Source organism: Planktosalinus sp. (assembly GCF_059864935.1).
In genome coordinates, this window is sequence record NZ_JCBCCK010000418.1 from 1 (window position 1) to 15,700 (window position 15,700).

At 38.9% G+C, this 15,700-nt stretch carries 18 protein-coding genes; 2 read left to right on the forward strand and 16 right to left on the reverse strand.

Features of this window, described 5'->3' with window-relative positions:
- Positions 1–641: EamA family transporter (locus tag AC6F75_RS12595; RefSeq protein ID WP_500715423.1), on the reverse strand; the 641-nt coding region annotated here is incomplete at its 3' end.
- A gap of 87 nt (positions 642–728) precedes the next feature.
- On the opposite strand from AC6F75_RS12595, the gene AC6F75_RS12600 reads away from it, so the two are divergent.
- Positions 729–1,133 (forward strand): cation transporter, encoded by a 405-nt coding sequence (locus AC6F75_RS12600; RefSeq protein WP_500715425.1) that lies wholly within the window; start codon positions 729–731, stop codon positions 1,131–1,133.
- A gap of 78 nt (positions 1,134–1,211) precedes the next feature.
- Here AC6F75_RS12600 and gldD read toward each other — a convergent pair whose 3' ends face one another.
- Genes gldD through mutY form a run of 3 tightly spaced genes read right to left on the reverse strand, consistent with a single transcriptional unit; the run spans position 1,212 to position 3,357 of the window.
- The gene (gene gldD, locus AC6F75_RS12605; protein ID WP_500715427.1) at positions 1,212–1,760 is read right to left on the reverse strand and encodes a gliding motility lipoprotein GldD; all 549 of its coding nucleotides are present in this window, start codon (positions 1,758–1,760) and stop codon (positions 1,212–1,214) included.
- 45 nt (positions 1,761–1,805) lie between these two features.
- Entirely contained in the window at positions 1,806–2,282 is a 477-nt protein-coding gene (locus tag AC6F75_RS12610) for a single-stranded DNA-binding protein (protein ID WP_500715429.1), read from the reverse strand.
- A 46-nt stretch (positions 2,283–2,328) separates the two neighbouring features.
- Positions 2,329–3,357, reverse strand: coding sequence for an A/G-specific adenine glycosylase (gene mutY, locus AC6F75_RS12615; RefSeq protein ID WP_500715431.1), 1,029 nt, complete (start codon positions 3,355–3,357; stop codon positions 2,329–2,331).
- A 71-nt stretch (positions 3,358–3,428) separates the two neighbouring features.
- On the opposite strand from mutY, the gene AC6F75_RS12620 reads away from it, so the two are divergent.
- The gene (locus tag AC6F75_RS12620) at positions 3,429–3,899 is read left to right on the forward strand and encodes a RecX family transcriptional regulator (RefSeq protein WP_500715433.1); all 471 of its coding nucleotides are present in this window, start codon (positions 3,429–3,431) and stop codon (positions 3,897–3,899) included.
- A 3-nt stretch (positions 3,900–3,902) separates the two neighbouring features.
- On the opposite strand, the gene AC6F75_RS12625 is transcribed toward AC6F75_RS12620, so the two are convergent.
- From AC6F75_RS12625 to AC6F75_RS12680, 12 genes are all read right to left on the reverse strand, one after another.
- Positions 3,903–4,760 carry a cupin-like domain-containing protein gene (locus tag AC6F75_RS12625; RefSeq protein ID WP_500715435.1) on the reverse strand — a complete coding sequence of 286 codons (858 nt, stop codon included), beginning with the start codon at positions 4,758–4,760 and terminating at the stop codon, positions 3,903–3,905.
- 157 nt (positions 4,761–4,917) lie between these two features.
- Positions 4,918–5,298 (reverse strand): monovalent cation/H(+) antiporter subunit G, encoded by a 381-nt coding sequence (mnhG, locus tag AC6F75_RS12630; protein ID WP_500715436.1) that lies wholly within the window; start codon positions 5,296–5,298, stop codon positions 4,918–4,920.
- Positions 5,299–5,300: 2 nt separating this feature from the next.
- Entirely contained in the window at positions 5,301–5,570 is a 270-nt protein-coding gene (locus AC6F75_RS12635; RefSeq protein WP_500715438.1) for a monovalent cation/H+ antiporter complex subunit F, read from the reverse strand.
- Positions 5,567–6,058 (reverse strand): Na+/H+ antiporter subunit E, encoded by a 492-nt coding sequence (locus tag AC6F75_RS12640; RefSeq protein ID WP_500715440.1) that lies wholly within the window; start codon positions 6,056–6,058, stop codon positions 5,567–5,569. The genes AC6F75_RS12635 and AC6F75_RS12640 overlap by 4 nt, the downstream gene beginning before the upstream one ends.
- A gap of 6 nt (positions 6,059–6,064) precedes the next feature.
- Positions 6,065–7,579 carry a Na+/H+ antiporter subunit D gene (locus AC6F75_RS12645; protein WP_500715442.1) on the reverse strand — a complete coding sequence of 505 codons (1,515 nt, stop codon included), beginning with the start codon at positions 7,577–7,579 and terminating at the stop codon, positions 6,065–6,067.
- Positions 7,579–7,935 carry a Na+/H+ antiporter subunit C gene (locus tag AC6F75_RS12650; protein ID WP_500715443.1) on the reverse strand — a complete coding sequence of 119 codons (357 nt, stop codon included), beginning with the start codon at positions 7,933–7,935 and terminating at the stop codon, positions 7,579–7,581. Before AC6F75_RS12650 ends, AC6F75_RS12645 begins: the two co-directional genes overlap by 1 nt.
- 1 nt (position 7,936) lies before the next feature.
- The gene (locus tag AC6F75_RS12655) at positions 7,937–8,347 is read right to left on the reverse strand and encodes a Na+/H+ antiporter subunit B (protein ID WP_500715445.1); all 411 of its coding nucleotides are present in this window, start codon (positions 8,345–8,347) and stop codon (positions 7,937–7,939) included.
- A complete protein-coding gene (locus tag AC6F75_RS12660; protein WP_500715447.1) occupies positions 8,344–10,647 on the reverse strand; it encodes a putative monovalent cation/H+ antiporter subunit A in 2,304 nt (767 codons plus the stop codon). The genes AC6F75_RS12655 and AC6F75_RS12660 overlap by 4 nt, the downstream gene beginning before the upstream one ends.
- A gap of 309 nt (positions 10,648–10,956) precedes the next feature.
- Complete coding sequence (locus tag AC6F75_RS12665) at positions 10,957–11,235, reverse strand: F0F1 ATP synthase subunit delta/epsilon (RefSeq protein ID WP_500715449.1); 279 nt, start codon at positions 11,233–11,235, stop codon at positions 10,957–10,959.
- A gap of 79 nt (positions 11,236–11,314) precedes the next feature.
- A complete protein-coding gene (gene atpD, locus AC6F75_RS12670; RefSeq protein WP_500715451.1) occupies positions 11,315–12,820 on the reverse strand; it encodes a F0F1 ATP synthase subunit beta in 1,506 nt (501 codons plus the stop codon).
- 402 nt (positions 12,821–13,222) lie between these two features.
- Positions 13,223–13,855: a hypothetical protein gene (locus AC6F75_RS12675; RefSeq protein ID WP_500715453.1), complete on the reverse strand. Its 633-nt coding sequence runs from the start codon at positions 13,853–13,855 to the stop codon at positions 13,223–13,225.
- Positions 13,856–13,900: 45 nt separating this feature from the next.
- Positions 13,901–15,679: a MutS-related protein gene (locus tag AC6F75_RS12680; RefSeq protein ID WP_500715454.1), complete on the reverse strand. Its 1,779-nt coding sequence runs from the start codon at positions 15,677–15,679 to the stop codon at positions 13,901–13,903.
- Positions 15,680–15,700 lie beyond the last annotated feature (21 nt).

A 15,700-nucleotide genomic window follows, 5' to 3' on the forward strand; every position in this document is an offset into this window, starting at 1 on the left:
AAAGTGGCAGGGTTTTGCAATACCTCAGCACTAAAAAAACCTGTGGATACCAAAATAATAAAAGCGGGTATCATAATAACAAAAAAACTTCCGGCCGAAATACCCAAAGGAGACAACTCCTGCAGTCGGGTTTTAATTACATTCACGTTCATGGCATAACCCACCGTGGCCATAAATATAAACAGCACATAGCGGTAGTCCTGCCCGGGGTTAATTTCAGCTCCTTGCCAAATAAGTATAAAGCATCCCAATAAACCGATGATCACACCTATTAGTTGCCTGCGTGTAAATCCAATGGAAAAAATCACCGCTCCAAATATCAGGGTCATAATGGGTGTGGTGGCATTGAGAATGGAAGTGATGGCACTGTCAATTTCGGTTTGTGCATAGGCAAAGAAAAAGGCCGGGAAAAATGTGCCCAAAAACCCTGCAATGGCCACCCATTTCCACTGGTATTTGGTGAGTTTTCGCAATCGGTTAAACCCCAAAATAAACAAAAACAAGCCGGCAATCACAATGCGCAACGAGCCTACCTGCATAGGGGTTAAACCCACGAGGGCTTTTTTAATCAATATAAACGAACTCCCCCAAATAATGGAAAGAATGATTAAATACACCCACTTGATATTGTCCTTATTCATAGCAATAAAATGAGAACAAAATTCAACATTTTTAACGAATTAATCACTGCAATTTGTAACTTTGTATCAACTTTAAAATTCCTAAAAATGAACGCTTTAAAATATCTTTTTACCCTTGCGACCGTTGTTTTAGTAATGACAGCCTGCAAAAATGAAACTACTCCCGAAACCAAAACAGTTGACCTGGGAACAGAAACCACTGAAAAAACACTCAACCCCGATGCTGAATACATAGCCGCCAAATTTGAAATCGACGGGATGAAATGTGCCATGGGTTGTGCCAAGGTGATTGAAAAAAACCTGGCCCAGATGGACGGGGTCAGAGCCGTTGAGGTTGACTTTGAATCCAAAACAGCAAAAATCGAGTATGACGAAGCCATGGTAAATCCTGATTTGGTGATGGCAAGTGTTAAAAAAACAAGCGATTCTTATACCGTAACAAGCTGGAACGGCGAGACCTTTTCCCAGCCTGAAGAAAATATAGATGAGTAGTTAATTAAAACCTTCAGTTTAAAACCCGGTTTCTGCCGGGTTTTTATTTGCTCAGTTTAAACTTTGCATCGAGTAAAATTATTTCCATTCGACACTCTCCATAATGTACCGGATGTCTTCACGAAGATAGGTAATCGCCGGCAAAATAGAATCAAAGTTGGGCCTGCTTCTGAAATACAAAGAACCTGATATAAAATGCCGAACGCTGTCTGTTACATAAAACTGGGTGGAAGTGGCAGCATTTCCGTTAATCATATAAAGCATGCCGTAAACATCGTTTATTGAGTCCACACGGGGTTGCTCAAATATGGCAGTGGCTTTTATAGTGTGATCAAAAGTGAGTTTTTGGGCATCATAAAGCAAAGAGTCCAGATTGTTGTCCACAGGATGATAAGTCAGGTGTATGGTGGCTTTCATATGCGGATACACCAAATTGAGCCAGCAGTTTTCTTTTTTGGTGACGTTGGCATGGGCATTAAAACCTATAGTAAAAGGACATCCCAAATCAAGATTTCTGTAAATGGGCTCAGGGTATTGCAAATGGAGTAGGGCTTTGGGTTTTACCACAACATCATCCCCACAGGAAACGAAAAGCAAAAACCCAAAAATGACCAACACATACCTCATGGAAAACTATTTATTACAGCAAACGTATTTCAATCCGGCTTAGTATTAAAACGGAAGATCGTCTTCCTTGGTTTCATCGCTGTGTTCTTGTTGTGGCTCGGGTTGAGGTTGCGACTGAGATTGCTGGGGTTCTTTTTTAGCTTCGGGCTGTGGAGTTGATCTTTGGCCTTGATTATCAGATTCAGACTTGGGAGTAAGGAATGTAAATTCTGTACACTGAATTTCTGTGCTGTACCTGTCATTGCCCTGATCGTCTGTCCATTTTCTTGTTTTCAGTCGGCCTTCAACATACACCTTGTCACCTTTTTTAAGGTATTTTTCACAAATTTCAGCGGCTTTGTTTCTCACCACGATATTGTGCCATTCAGTATTGGATACTTTTTCATTGGTGGATTTATTCACATAGGTCTCATTTGTTGCCAATGGAAACCTGCCAATGCAATTTCCACCGTCAAAATAAGTCATTTTCACATCATCACCCGTGTGACCGATTAGCATCACTTTATTCAATGTTCCACTCATAGCTTTGTAATTTTAGATGCTCAAAGATATTACTTTTCAACCGCTTTTAAAAGCTGAATGTCTCAATAAAATTCTGAATCACTACCGGAACAGGATAGTCATTTATTTTTTTGACCGGAATGCCTTCTGTTTCCAAAGCCGAAGCATATACCACCCAAAACTGCACATGCAAATGCCGGTGTGACAATTTATGAATCACGGGCTTGTCATTGTAAAGGGATACTGATTCAATTTTTTGATTGTGGAAATGATTTTCAACTTCATTCATTGAAATGGTTGAAACTTCTGCTTTTTCTATCATTGGAAATTGATAGAGGTTTTTCCAGATGCCATTAGCACGTTTTTCCAAAAAGGTTTTTTTATCTGCCGAAACCACCACCAGATAGTTATAGTATCGGTTTTGAACTTTGATTTTTCCTTTTTTAACGGGCAGTTTGTCCACTTTTTCAAGTTGAAAAGCCGCACATTTTTTATGAAACGGGCAAAATTCACATTTTGGTTTTTTGGGTGTGCAATGGGTAGCACCAAACTCCATCAACGCCTGATTGAATTCGCCGGGTTGTTTGGTGTCTATAAGCTCTTGAGCAAGTGCTTTAAACTCTTTTTGACCGGCAGAAGTGTCAATGGGCGTTTCTATTCCAAAGACCCGTGACAGCACCCTGAACACATTTCCATCAACAACGGGACGGGGTTCGTTATAACAAATGGAAGCTATGGCACTTGCGGTATAGTCGCCTATGCCTTTGAGTTTTAAAAGATTGTTGTGACTTTCGGGAAAGTTTCCATAAAATTCTTCAACAATAACTTTTGAAGTGTGGTGGAGGTTACGGGCTCGGGAATAGTATCCCAATCCTTGCCAGAGTTTTAAAACAGTTTCTTCTTCGGCTTTAGCCAAATCAAAAACGGTGGGAAATTTTTTAATAAATGCTTCATAATAAGCCAGACCCTGATCGATGCGGGTTTGCTGCATAATAACTTCCGAAAGCCAAATGGCGTAAGGGTCTTTTCTGCTACGCCAGGGCAGTTCCCTTTTGTTTTGTTTGTACCAGGAAATCAATTTTGAAGTAAAATTCATATCCTTACAAAAGTAGGGGTAAAATTTATTTTGCGTTGGTTTTTTCAGCAGATTTATACTTACTTTGATGTATGAACAAAAAAGTATATCAAATAGACGAAGCCCGGTTGAAGATGGAGCGTTATTGTGTTTATCAAGAACGTTGCCATTTTGAAATTGAGATGAAGCTTCGCGAAATGCAACTCATACCAGAAGTTGTGGAAAAAATCCTGTTACACCTGTTCGAAAATGATTTTATTAACGAAACCCGTTTTGCCAAAGCGTTTGCCCGCGGGAAATTTTCCATCAAAAAATGGGGCAGAAACCGAATCACCAACGAACTTAAAAGAAGAAAAATTTCTGCATATAACATCAATATGGCTTTACAGGAAATTGATGACGATGACTATACTAAAACGCTTGATGCCCTTGCAGAAAAACGCCTGAAGCAAATCACCGAAAAGAACAAGTACAAAAAGCGAAAAAAACTCGCTGATTATTTACTCTATCGCGGTTGGGAAAGTGGTTTGGTGTATGAAAAAACCATCAGCCTTGTGCCATGACTTCTAAGCTAAACTGCGATGCGTTTTTGAAATGGCTTGTTCATTTTTGGAATCAATCCAGGATTGCCCTTTCAACTTCCGCATAAAATTGTCAAAATGCCGCATCACAAAAATGTTGTAAACGGCTTTCCCAAAATTAACAGGATTACGCGGAAAGGAACGCAAACTCATGCTAAAGCCCGGTGTAAGGTATTTCATGTAATGCCAGTAGCCTTCGGGCATATAGAGCATTTCGCCGTGATTGAGGGTTGATTTGTAGCCTTTTGCATTTTTTAAAGCAGGCCATTTCTCAAAATCAGGATTTGAAAAATCAATGTCCTCTCTGGTGATGAGAGAGTGTGGCAACTTGTAAAGAAATTTGGTTTGCTTTTGGTCAAAAAGGATGACTTCTTTTTTTCCGTGGAAATGGAAATGAAATATGTTGGCAAAATCGATGTCATAATGCATAAATGTATAAGAGTTTTCGCCGCCAAAAAACAACATGGGCAGGCCTTTTAAAAACCTTAATCCCAAATCAGGATAGCTGAAGTCGTTTTGAAGTTCGGGTACTTCCTTTAAAATATTCCAAAGAAAAATGCGGTAACGCGTGGGTTCTTTTTTGAGCAAGTCAATATACTCGCTCATTTTCATTGTGTTATGCGCTTCATTGAATTTTTGCTCTGCGCTAATAGGCCTGTCGTCATAAAGCGGAACAATTTTATTTCCTGCCACCTGAGCCATATAGTCCAGATCCCATTTGTTGTATGCCGCCCAATCCTCAATGCATTTTTCAATAATTAAAGGCTTTTGTGGGTTTAAATAATTATTGATAAAGTCCTTTTTGGAAATGGTTTCAACGCTGTCTATCACATTTAACTCCATGCCATACTGTAATTTACTTCATTCAAAAATAATAAATCCAAGATTTAATAACATAAGCAATCAAGAAAATGAATCACCCACACTTTCCTTCAAAAAACTTAAAACGAAAAAATGAGCAGGGTTTATTTTACTCGAAACGGAAAAAATTACTGAAGTATTAATCTACCATGCTGTCAGGATGGGAGTCTTTGGAATCGTCTTCTTTTTCTTGACTTTTTTTATACTCCTCATATTCGTTGACTTCGGTTTTTTTCCAAAGAGGTACCCCGCCGTTGTATGCCGCTCTGCCAATAATGTGTGCTGCTATGGGAGATGTAATTAAGAGAAACAAAACCACTGCAAATGCTTTTATGGCGATACTGATTTCGTTGTAGTTTAAGGCAACCCCAATCATAATACAGGCAACCCCAACTGTGGCGGCTTTTGTAATGGCAGAAATCCGAATATAGAAGTCGGGCAACCTCAACAGTCCAACTGCCCCAATGGCTACAAACAACACCCCTACAATTATTACTATGGCACTAACAATTTCAATCATAATTAATGTTTTTTCTTCATATAATATGCAAAGGCAATAGCGCCCAAAAACATCACCAGCGACAAGATAATGGCAGCGTCCATATATGATTCCACACCGGTAATGATGGAGTATATGGCAATCATGCCAATTGTAATGGTTCCAATCAAGTCAAAGGAAATGACCCTGTCAGGTAATGATGGGCCTAAAACAATGCGTATAAAAACCAATACGATTGAAAAACTCAACAGTATCAATGCAATTATTAATACAATTTCAAACCAATCGCTCATCGTGTTATTTTTAATAGTTTTTTTTCAAATCCTTCCTTTAAATTCCTTTTAATGGCTTCGGGATCCATTTTTTTAAATGTAATTGCATGTACAAATAATAATGATTTATCTTCAGAATGAGATAAACTCAAAGTTCCCGGGGTAAGTGATATCATGCAAGCAAGTATAGTTATTTCCAAATCAGTTTTTGCATCTAGCGGTAGAGCAACAATACAGGGTCTCATATAGGTGATTGGGGTAACCACATCATAGGCCACTCTCAAATTGGCAACCAGAAGTTCTTTAGTAAAAAAAACAATTAGGTTCATTAAACTGGGTAGCTTTCTAAAGTAATCCTTGGCAAAAAAATAACTTAAAGGCCAGGTGAGTGAAAAAATAATAATTCCTGTAAAAATATACCTGTTTGCACTTCCTTCATAGGGAGTAAGATTAAAGAAAACTACTGCCAGGATTAAGGATAGTACAATATGTGGAAGGAGTAATTTCATTTATTTCTACAAATTATAGTCTATGCCAAGAACAGCTTCAATATATTCTTTTGGGTTTAACAATTGTTCTGCGGTCATCATTGACAGTTTATAAACCGATTCGCCAAATAGACCTATGGTTAAAGTAATTCCTGCCAACATAACAACGGGTATTATCATTGGCTTTATGGCACTTAAAGGTACCGATTTTGACTGAGATTCCTCAATATGTTCTTCCGGCATTTTTTTCCAAAAGGCTTCATTCCAGATTTTTGTCATCGAGTAAAGCGTTAAAAACCCTACAACAAGCGCAACAATCACGATAAAATAATCACTGGTTTCCAGACCGGCCTTTATTACGATAAACTTGGCCCAAAAACCCGAAAGCGGTGGAAACCCGGCAAGTGAAAATGCCGAAATAATAAAGAGAATTGCCAGAAAAGGATATTTACCATAGATACCACCAATTTTCTTCAGATTAAAACTTCCCGTACATTTATTGACCACTCCGGCTATTAAAAACAGGTTTGATTTTACAATAATGTGGTGAATGATGTAAAAAATTGCTCCGGTTAAAGCCAGTTTGGTGCCAATGGCAAGACCCATAATCATATACCCTATTTGACTGATGATATGAAAAGATAATATCTTCCTGAAATCATATTGTGCAGCGGCACCCAATACACCAAAAAACATGGTGGCAGCAGCGGTGTAGAGTAACAGGTTGTCAATAAACACACTTTCATGATTGAAGATCATGGTGAAAAATCGTATAAATGCATACACGCCAACTTTGGTGAGCATACCTGCAAAAAAAGAGGATACAGCAATTGGAGGGGTGTGATAAGATGCCGGCAACCAATTGAACAAAGGAAAAACAGCAGCCTTTACACCAAAAGCCATAAAGAAAAATATGGCCGCCATGTCCATCAAGCCGGTTTTGGGGACAGAAGGTAAGCGCACAGCCAGATCAGCCATATTGAGTGTTCCTGTTAAACCGTAAAGAATACCTATTCCGGCAAGAAAAAACGTTGAAGCAACTATGTTGATGGTTACATATTTTATGGTTCCTTCTACTTGTGCTTTGCCATTGCCCAAAACCATTAAAACAAAAGAGCTGATGAGCATCATTTCAAACCATACATAGAGGTTAAACACATCACCCGTTAAAAAAGCCCCGCAAACACTGAATACCAAAAAGTTCATTACCGGGTAAAAACCAAACCTGATGCGATGGGGGTCGATTTCACTAAACGAATAAATGGCTACCGCAAAACTAATAATGGCAGTAATTAAAACCATAATGGCACTGAACAAATCAGCCACCAGGGAGATGCCAAATGGAGCTTCCCATCCAGCCGATTGTAGTACAATAATTCCTCCGTTAATTACCCGCTCTAGAAGAAACCCTGCAGCAACAATCATTAAAAAGGTGCTTACCAGAAAAGTATATTGCTGAAGTTGTTTTTTCCCCCAGAAAAATAAACTCAAAATACCCGCCAACAGCGGAATTAATAAAGCAATAAGTATATGGTTTTCCATTAAGTTTCCAGTCTATCGGTTGCAGTTATATCATCAAGGTCGTCAGTTTCCAGGGTTTTGTACCCCACTTTTATAAGTACAATAGCAAAAGCCTGTAATCCAAAACCGATTACGATGGCGGTTAAAATCAATGCCTGAGGTAATGGGTCAGCAAAAGGTTCGGTTAATTGAGTAGCTTCATTTGGAATTAAAGGGGGTGCCGCTCTTGTTAGCCGGCTTATTGTAAACAAAAATAAATTAGAAGCATAGCCCAGGATTACCAGGCCAATGATTAGTTTCACAAAACTTCTGTGAAAAATCAGGTAGATGCCACCGGCATACAAACAGCCAATTAAGAATGGTAAAATGTCTTCCATGTTATTCTTCCCAAAGTGTAAAGATTAAACTAAGTATGGTGCCGGCTACTAATAAATAAACTCCAATATCAAAAAGAATGGGTGTTCCCGGTTTACCTAAAAGAGGTATTGTGATGTCTTCATACCACAAACCTTTTAAAAACGATTCTCCCGCTAAAAGCGGAATCAATCCGCTTACTACAGCCAATAATAATCCCCAAGCGATAAGCTTAAAGGGTTGTATTTTGTATTTTTCTTTGGTGCGTTCCACACCATAGTTGAGTGTATATAACGAAAATGCAATTGAAAAAACCAATCCGCCCACAAATCCGCCGCCAGGAGCATTGTGACCCCTGAAAAGCAGGAAAAGTGAAAAAATCACAAATAGTGGAACCAATAATTTTATTCCTGTTGACAGTATCGTTGAATTCATATCTGTTTGTTTTTTTCTGATTTATTGAATTTTACCAAAGCATAAACCCCAATGGACGCAACACCCAAAACGACAATTTCACCTAAAGTATCGAGAGACCTGAAATCCACAAGGATGACATTCACAACATTTTTTCCTTTTGCCAACAAATAACTGTTTTCAGCGAAATAAACCTTTAAGTGAGAATCCAATGGATATTGTGTTACAATCATTACAATCCAGGTCATCAATCCGCCAAATAAAGCAGAAATCACAAAGTATCTAAATTTGATAAACCCTTCGGCAAAAATTAAAAATTTGGGTAATTTCCAAAGTACCAAAACAAAGATTACCACGGTTAAGGTTTCAATCAATATTTGGGTAATTGCCAAATCAGGTGCGCCAAACATGATAAAAATAAAGGCAACACCATAGCCCACCAGGCCAAGTAGTGCAATTGCCAGAAGCCTGGATTTTGCCATTACAGCATAGAAACAAGCTACAATCATCAGTAGGCCAATAACGATGTCATAGACTCTGAAGTCACTCCATAAAATATTGATACCCGGAAAACTAAAATCTTTCAATACCCAAAATGTGAGCAAACAAAAGACTGCAATCAGTACAAAGACGTAGTTTCTAAGGTTGCCATTTTGAATTATTTTGGTAACACGCTCAGAAATTTCAACTACTGTAGTCATCGTTTCGTCATATGCGTGGGAGGTTTTGATTTTGTCAGAAACCTCAATAGAGGCCATGAACTTCGGGTTGAGGTAAATAAATAAAAATGCCAGTATTCCAACCACAATGGTTACCATACTTATGATAAGTTCAGTATTGATGCCGTGCCAAAGGCTTATTTTCAAGCCGATATTTTCAGGCATAATAGCCAGTGAAGCCTGATTGAGTAATGGGGAAATCAATCCGCTCCCCACCCCAAATACCACAGCGAGAATTGCCATTAAGAAAGGGCCTGCAACTAATGAAAATGGGGCTTCTGTGGGCTGCGATTTCAGTCTGTTTCGCCTACCGAAAAAAACAAGATAACTTAGCATTCCTGCAGCCGCTGTAAAAAGCACACCGGCAATAAAAAACGCTGAAGTGGTTAAAGGTGAATTTACGGTCATATCTAAGGTTGCGCCATAAGTAAATTCTTTACTGATAAAACCAAATAGAGGAGGGATTCCTGCCATAGAGAAACAGGCAATGAGTACGGCAGTTCCCGTATAAGGCATTTTTTTAAACAATTTCCCAAGTTGCCTGATATTTCTCGTTCCGGTTTGATGGTCTACAATACCTGCAAGCAGGAATAGTGCTCCTTTATAAAGTGCGTGAGCCAATATAAATACCACCACGGCATGAATGGCTATTTCTGTTCCAATTCCTAAAAGCATGGTAAGCAACCCTAAAGCACTTACAGTGGTGTATGCCAGAATCTTTTTTAAATCGGTATTTATTACAGCCACTGAGGCACCAATAAGCATTGTAGTTCCGCCAACTACCAGCAAAGTGGCATTCCAGCTGTCGGTTCCGTTGAATAATGGACTCATTCTGGCAAGTAAATAGATGCCTGCTTTTACCATAGTGGCTGAGTGTAAATATGCGCTAACCGGAGTTGGAGCCGCCATAGCAGCAGGCAGCCAAAAATGAAATGGAAACTGAGCAGATTTTGTAAAACAGCCTATTATAATCAAAATCATAGCTATATGAAGATAGCCGCTTTCTGCAATTAAATCGCCTCGTGTCAGCAATTCTGATATTGTATTGGTTTCGCCGCCAATACCCAGCATAATTAAACCGGCAAGCAGGGCAAGCCCCCCTCCGGCTGTAATCAACAATGCTTTTAGTGCTGAATTACGCGACTCTTCTTTGTCGTGACTGAAACCAATCAAAAAGTAAGAGCTAAAACTGGTCAATTCCCAAAAAACGAAAAGACTGATAATATTGTCTGCCAAAACCAAGCCCAACATAGAGGCCATAAAAACCAATAATGCCACATAAAACCTGTCGGTTTTTTTGTAAGCTTTCATATAGGTGCTCGAATAAAGCAGCACTATGGCACCAATACCAGTTATTAAAAACGCAAACAGCAAGCTGAGACCATCAAGCTTAAAATCCAGTCCAACCCCAAGACCGGGCATCCAGTCAAAAACTTCCCTGACAACGCTTCCATTGACTACTTCATTGTATTTTGAAGCAAACCACACAAAACCTGCCGCGGGGAATATCGCAAGAAATTTTCCGGTAAATGCTTTAAAAATCTTGTAAATCAAGGGAGCAAAAACGGCAAGTAAAATTCCAATTAAAATGATTATTAACATAATTGCTGAAAAATAAAATGCTGTTAAACCGAGTTGCTATTTGATGGTTTCCTCAAAATGTAACTAGCCCCGAAAATAAAGAAATTTTTAGGATTTCAGGCGCAAAATCCAAAAATATGTATTGATATGCTGAAGCAAAATAAAGATTTTATTTGTTTGTAAATTTTTCTTAAAATTTCAAAATGACATTGTTAAAATATTGATTAATAGCAAAACAATGTTCATTTCAAGAATGACCATAACTCAAATTTTAAAAATAAAAAAAGCCAAATGAAAATTTGGCTTTTTAAAATATGTTATTGGGTTTGCTTAATCAGCAAGAATAATCACTTTATTGTTGTTCATTTCAAGTGTGCCACTTTTGATGGGGAGTACCCATCTGCCGTCTGTATGCTTTGAAAACAACGCTTTCACATCATCATTAAAACTGAGGTTTCCGTCAATTTTTACCAATCCTTCTTCAAGCAGGGAAACAATGGGAGCGTGATTGTCCAGTATTTGAAATTCACCATCTACACCGGGCACTGCAACCGATTTTACTTCGGCTTGCAACAACACGGCTTCAGGTGATATGATTTCTAATTTCATTTGTTTTTGGTTAATGGTTAAGTGTTATTGGTTAATAGTGTTAATCTGAAAACTATTAACCAAAAACTATTAACTAAATTTACGCTTCAGCAAGCATTTTCTCTCCGGCTTCAATGGCCTCTTCAATGGAACCTTTCAGGTTGAAAGCAGCTTCCGGAAGGTGGTCTAATTCGCCGTCCATGATCATATTGAATCCTTTGATGGTCTCTTTGATGTCAACAAGCACTCCGGGAATGCCGGTAAACTGCTCTGCCACGTGGAAAGGCTGAGAAAGGAAACGTTGCACCCGACGTGCACGGTTCACGGCCAGTTTATCCTCTTCAGAAAGTTCTTCCATACCAAGGATGGCAATAATATCCTGTAATTCTTTATAGCGTTGTAGTAACTCTTTTACTCTTGATGCACAGTTGTAGTGCTCATTTCCAAGGATTTCCCTGGTCAGAATTCTTGAAGTGGAATCCAAAGGATCAACTGCTGGGTAGATTCCCAGCTCTGCAATTTTTCTTGAAAGTACTGTTGTAGCATCCAAGTGGGCAAATGTTGTTGCTGGAGCAGGGTCAGTTAAATCATCTGCAGGCACATATACTGCTTGTACAGATGTAATCGAGCCTCTTTTGGTTGATGTAATACGCTCTTGCATTGCACCCATTTCAGTAGCAAGTGTTGGCTGATAACCCACCGCAGAAGGCATACGTCCAAGAAGTGCAGACACTTCAGAACCGGCTTGTGTAAAACGGAAAATGTTGTCAACGAAGAAAAGAACGTCTTTTCCTTGTCCTTCACCTGAGCCATCACGGAAATATTCAGCAATGGTCAATCCTGAAAGGGCCACACGTGCACGTGCTCCTGGAGGCTCATTCATTTGTCCGAAAACGAAAGTAGCTTTAGACTCTTTCATTACTTTTTTGTCAACTTTAGACAAATCCCATCCTCCATTTTCCATAGAGTGCATAAAGTCATCACCATATTTGATGATACCAGACTCAAGCATCTCCCTCAAAAGGTCATTCCCTTCACGGGTTCTTTCACCCACTCCGGCAAATACAGATAAACCACCGTGACCTTTTGCAATATTGTTAATCAGTTCCTGAATCAATACGGTTTTACCAACACCGGCACCACCAAACAGACCAATTTTACCGCCTTTTGCATAAGGCTCAATCAGGTCGATTACTTTGATTCCTGTAAAAAGTACTTCGGTTGAAGTTGAAAGGTCTTCAAATTTTGGAGCTGATCTGTGGATGGGTAAACCATGATCTCCTGCCTTGGGAAGGTTTCCGATACCATCGATGGCATCACCAATTACGTTAAATAATCTTCCGTAGATATCATCTCCGACCGGCATTTGAATGGGTGCTCCAGTGGCAACCACATCAACACCACGACTTAGACCGTCTGTTGAGTCCATAGAAACACTTCTCACTGTGTTTTCACCAATGTGAGATTGTACCTCAAGAACGAGTAATCCTGTTGGCATTTCAATTTCTAATGAATCGTAAATTTTGGGTAGTTCAGCACCACTATCAAACTCAACGTCCACAACCGGACCAATGATTTGAGCAACTTTACCTGTAACTTTTGACATTGTTAACTGTTTATTGTTTAGCAAATTATTTATCAAAAAACCCTAGTAAAAAAGGGTTCGATTTTCAAGGCGCAAAGATAGATTTTTTAATTGAAATTTTAGGAATAGAAAATGAGATTTTTTTTAACTAATAAATGCCTTTAACACAAGAGTGGTTTAAGGATTATTTTTTTAGTTGAAAGTAGTTGTCATAAATTATTCGTGCATTAGTGGCTAATTTGAGAACTTACCCTAATAATTTCTATCCAATAAGCTGTGGCAATAGCTCAGTTGCCCTGAAGTACTACCATGCTGAAAGGCAGACACACAAATATTTTATAGGTTGAACTAATATCCATAATTATTTCACCAAGTATTTTCAGTGAAATTGTAGCTGCAATTCCCCCTTTGGGGGTTAGGGGGCTATAAAAAATCTTCCCAACCCCAGGATGGTTCGGGGATTTCAACTTCTTTGGTCAAATCAAATGAAACGGTGAATACCCGCTCTGTCCCCAGTCTTCTCAGATTATAGGTGTAGGCGTTTTCGTCAACGGTTATCCACCAAACATTGGTAGCGGCGGGTTTAATTCTTTCAAGGGTTTCTTCGTCAGCCGGAAAAACGGCAATGTGTGGCAAACCGCTGTTTGTGGAGGTGCCACCATACATGGTGAGTTCATCATCGCTTCCGTCTTCTTTTCTGTGGTCGTGTTTTAAGGTAATCCGGTCGTTTTTATAGGTAAAAATCCAGGTGCGCGATAGATTATCACCCACATTAAAAGGAATTAATATTTGCTCATCGTCACAAGACAATATGTGCATTACAAGTCTTTTGCCTGCAAAATCATCATTAGTTGGAACACTCACTAATTCACCCTCAAAAGCTTTTCCGCAAAGTGCTTTGAGCGAATTCCAGAATTCTTTTGCGCCGGGAGTTTTTGTGTTTTCCAATTCTGTATCTGCTACTTCTTCATAGATTTCTTCAATTTTTTCTTTTTTTTCTTCGCCACAAGCGAAAAGTGCCAAACTCAATATAGCTATAACAAAAATATTTTTCATAATGATTTGTTTTGGTTCGTGGAATATAAAAGTAGTCAATTGTTTTTAATCATCAACAATTTTCATTTTACGCAATAAGAATGAGGCATTCATATTTTGAGCAATCCCATTTTTAAGGGTGTAGTCAAAATGGAGTTCATCGTTGATTATCTCTGCATCAAAGTAGTAGTTTTTAACTTCGTCGTGGTCTTTTTCCACTTCGCACAAGCTCAAATCGTGCGTTGCTATAATACCTGTTGAGTGTGAGGCCACAAGCTTTTCAATGAATTTTCTGGAACCCAAAGCTTTGTCGGTGCTGTTGGTGCCTTTTAAAATTTCGTCAAGGATAATAAAATAGTTGTCCTCTTCAATTTTGTCTACGATAAACTTTAATCGTTTCAATTCTGAAAAGAAATAAGACTCGTCATCAGTCAACGAATCTGAAGTGCGCATACTGGTGATGAGTTTTATAGGCGAATAAGTAAATCCCGAAGCACACACCGGCAATCCCAGATTGGCCATCACAATGCCCAGGGAGACTGTTCGCAGAAATGTGCTTTTCCCGGCCATATTGGCTCCAGTAATGATAAAAAATTGTTGGTTTTCAATATTGAAATTATTGGTTACTGCCTTTGCCGGGTCTAAAAGTGGGTGGACGAAATCCTTGGCTTCTATGATGCTTTTTCCTTGTACAATTACTGGGAAGGTATAATTGGTGTGATTGAATGTAAAATTGGCCAAGGAGTTGAGCGCATCCATTTCGGCGATGACTTCAAACCAGTCTTCGGCTTTGTGGCCATAACTTTTAATCCATTGCTCAATATGATAGCATTGGTAGAGGTCCCACAGTAAAAATCCGTTGGCAAAAATGCCAAACAACATATTGTTGCGTTGGTCAAGATTGTCCAGTTGTTTTGAAAATTTTTGTGCAATGACTGAAGCTTTTTCGTTTTCAAGGGCAATTTGTTCCTGTAAGCTTTTTAATTTCGCTGAAGCGAAATCCGTTTGCTCCATCTGTGACAACAGAAAGCGGTATTGCTGAAACACATCCTGAATTTTAGAAGTTTCTTCTGAAAGTTTGTTGATTTTTTTTAAATACATTCCGGTAATTCCCAATCCGATAAAAAACCAAAGTAACACCTGTTTTAAACCGATGATTTCAGCAAATAACGCCGCAAAAATACCAACTGAAAACAACGAAAAAATGATGGGCAAAACATTCATCATTTTCGGAACAAAAAAGGAATGGTTTTTTAACAGCCGCAATACGGTTGCAGTAGAGGTTTCAGATTTTGAAAGTGCTGCATAGGCCGAAAATTCCTGACGCCAGGTTGCTTTTTCTGAAAGTTCTTTGATGGCTTCCTGCTTGTCTTGAATGTTGTCAACGGCATTGCTTTTCAGTTTATAGGCAAGTACAGTTGCCCCTTCACGGGTAGCGGTGCGGTTGAGGTATTGATAAAATGAACCCTTCCCAAACAGGTCGATATCCTGACTGAAATAATGCATATCTTCTTTAAATTCATTGCCTTCAGGAAAGTCAAACACTTCCCTTTTTAATGCTTTGAGTTCCTTTTTGTTGATAGCAATGAGTTCCTGTAATAATTTCTTCTGAAACGTAAGGTCGCTGTGACGCGAAACCAAAAAAACAAACAAGGCACTTCCCAAAATAAGTGTCGCAATGACACCTCTGGCATCGCCAAAAAAGAAATAGACCCCAAAACAAATCAAAACAAACACGCCCAACCGAAGCATACTGGAGGCAAACAGCTTTTGCCTGATTCTTTTGAGTTGTTTCTGAAAAGTTTCAATTTGTGAGGAATAAAATTCGTGCGGGAGCTGTGCCATCTTTACTATTTAAACGCTCCG

Coding starts and splice junctions, on each gene's coding strand:
- AC6F75_RS12625 (WP_500715435.1), bottom strand. CDS start 4,760: ATGGAGTTAAATGTGATAGACAGCGTTGAAACCATTTCCAAAAAGGAC.
- AC6F75_RS12665 (WP_500715449.1), bottom strand. CDS start 11,235: ATGAAATTAGAAATCATATCACCTGAAGCCGTGTTGTTGCAAGCCGAA.
- AC6F75_RS12660 (WP_500715447.1), bottom strand. CDS start 10,647: ATGTTAATAATCATTTTAATTGGAATTTTACTTGCCGTTTTTGCTCCC.
- atpD (WP_500715451.1), bottom strand. CDS start 12,820: ATGTCAAAAGTTACAGGTAAAGTTGCTCAAATCATTGGTCCGGTTGTG.
- AC6F75_RS12680 (WP_500715454.1), bottom strand. CDS start 15,679: ATGGCACAGCTCCCGCACGAATTTTATTCCTCACAAATTGAAACTTTT.
- AC6F75_RS12655 (WP_500715445.1), bottom strand. CDS start 8,347: ATGAATTCAACGATACTGTCAACAGGAATAAAATTATTGGTTCCACTA.
- AC6F75_RS12650 (WP_500715443.1), bottom strand. CDS start 7,935: ATGGAAGACATTTTACCATTCTTAATTGGCTGTTTGTATGCCGGTGGC.
- AC6F75_RS12620 (WP_500715433.1), top strand. CDS start 3,429: ATGAACAAAAAAGTATATCAAATAGACGAAGCCCGGTTGAAGATGGAG.
- gldD (WP_500715427.1), bottom strand. CDS start 1,760: ATGAGGTATGTGTTGGTCATTTTTGGGTTTTTGCTTTTCGTTTCCTGT.
- AC6F75_RS12675 (WP_500715453.1), bottom strand. CDS start 13,855: ATGAAAAATATTTTTGTTATAGCTATATTGAGTTTGGCACTTTTCGCT.
- AC6F75_RS12600 (WP_500715425.1), top strand. CDS start 729: ATGAACGCTTTAAAATATCTTTTTACCCTTGCGACCGTTGTTTTAGTA.
- AC6F75_RS12640 (WP_500715440.1), bottom strand. CDS start 6,058: ATGAAATTACTCCTTCCACATATTGTACTATCCTTAATCCTGGCAGTA.
- AC6F75_RS12610 (WP_500715429.1), bottom strand. CDS start 2,282: ATGAGTGGAACATTGAATAAAGTGATGCTAATCGGTCACACGGGTGAT.
- AC6F75_RS12635 (WP_500715438.1), bottom strand. CDS start 5,570: ATGAGCGATTGGTTTGAAATTGTATTAATAATTGCATTGATACTGTTG.
- mutY (WP_500715431.1), bottom strand. CDS start 3,357: ATGAATTTTACTTCAAAATTGATTTCCTGGTACAAACAAAACAAAAGG.
- mnhG (WP_500715436.1), bottom strand. CDS start 5,298: ATGATTGAAATTGTTAGTGCCATAGTAATAATTGTAGGGGTGTTGTTT.
- AC6F75_RS12645 (WP_500715442.1), bottom strand. CDS start 7,579: ATGGAAAACCATATACTTATTGCTTTATTAATTCCGCTGTTGGCGGGT.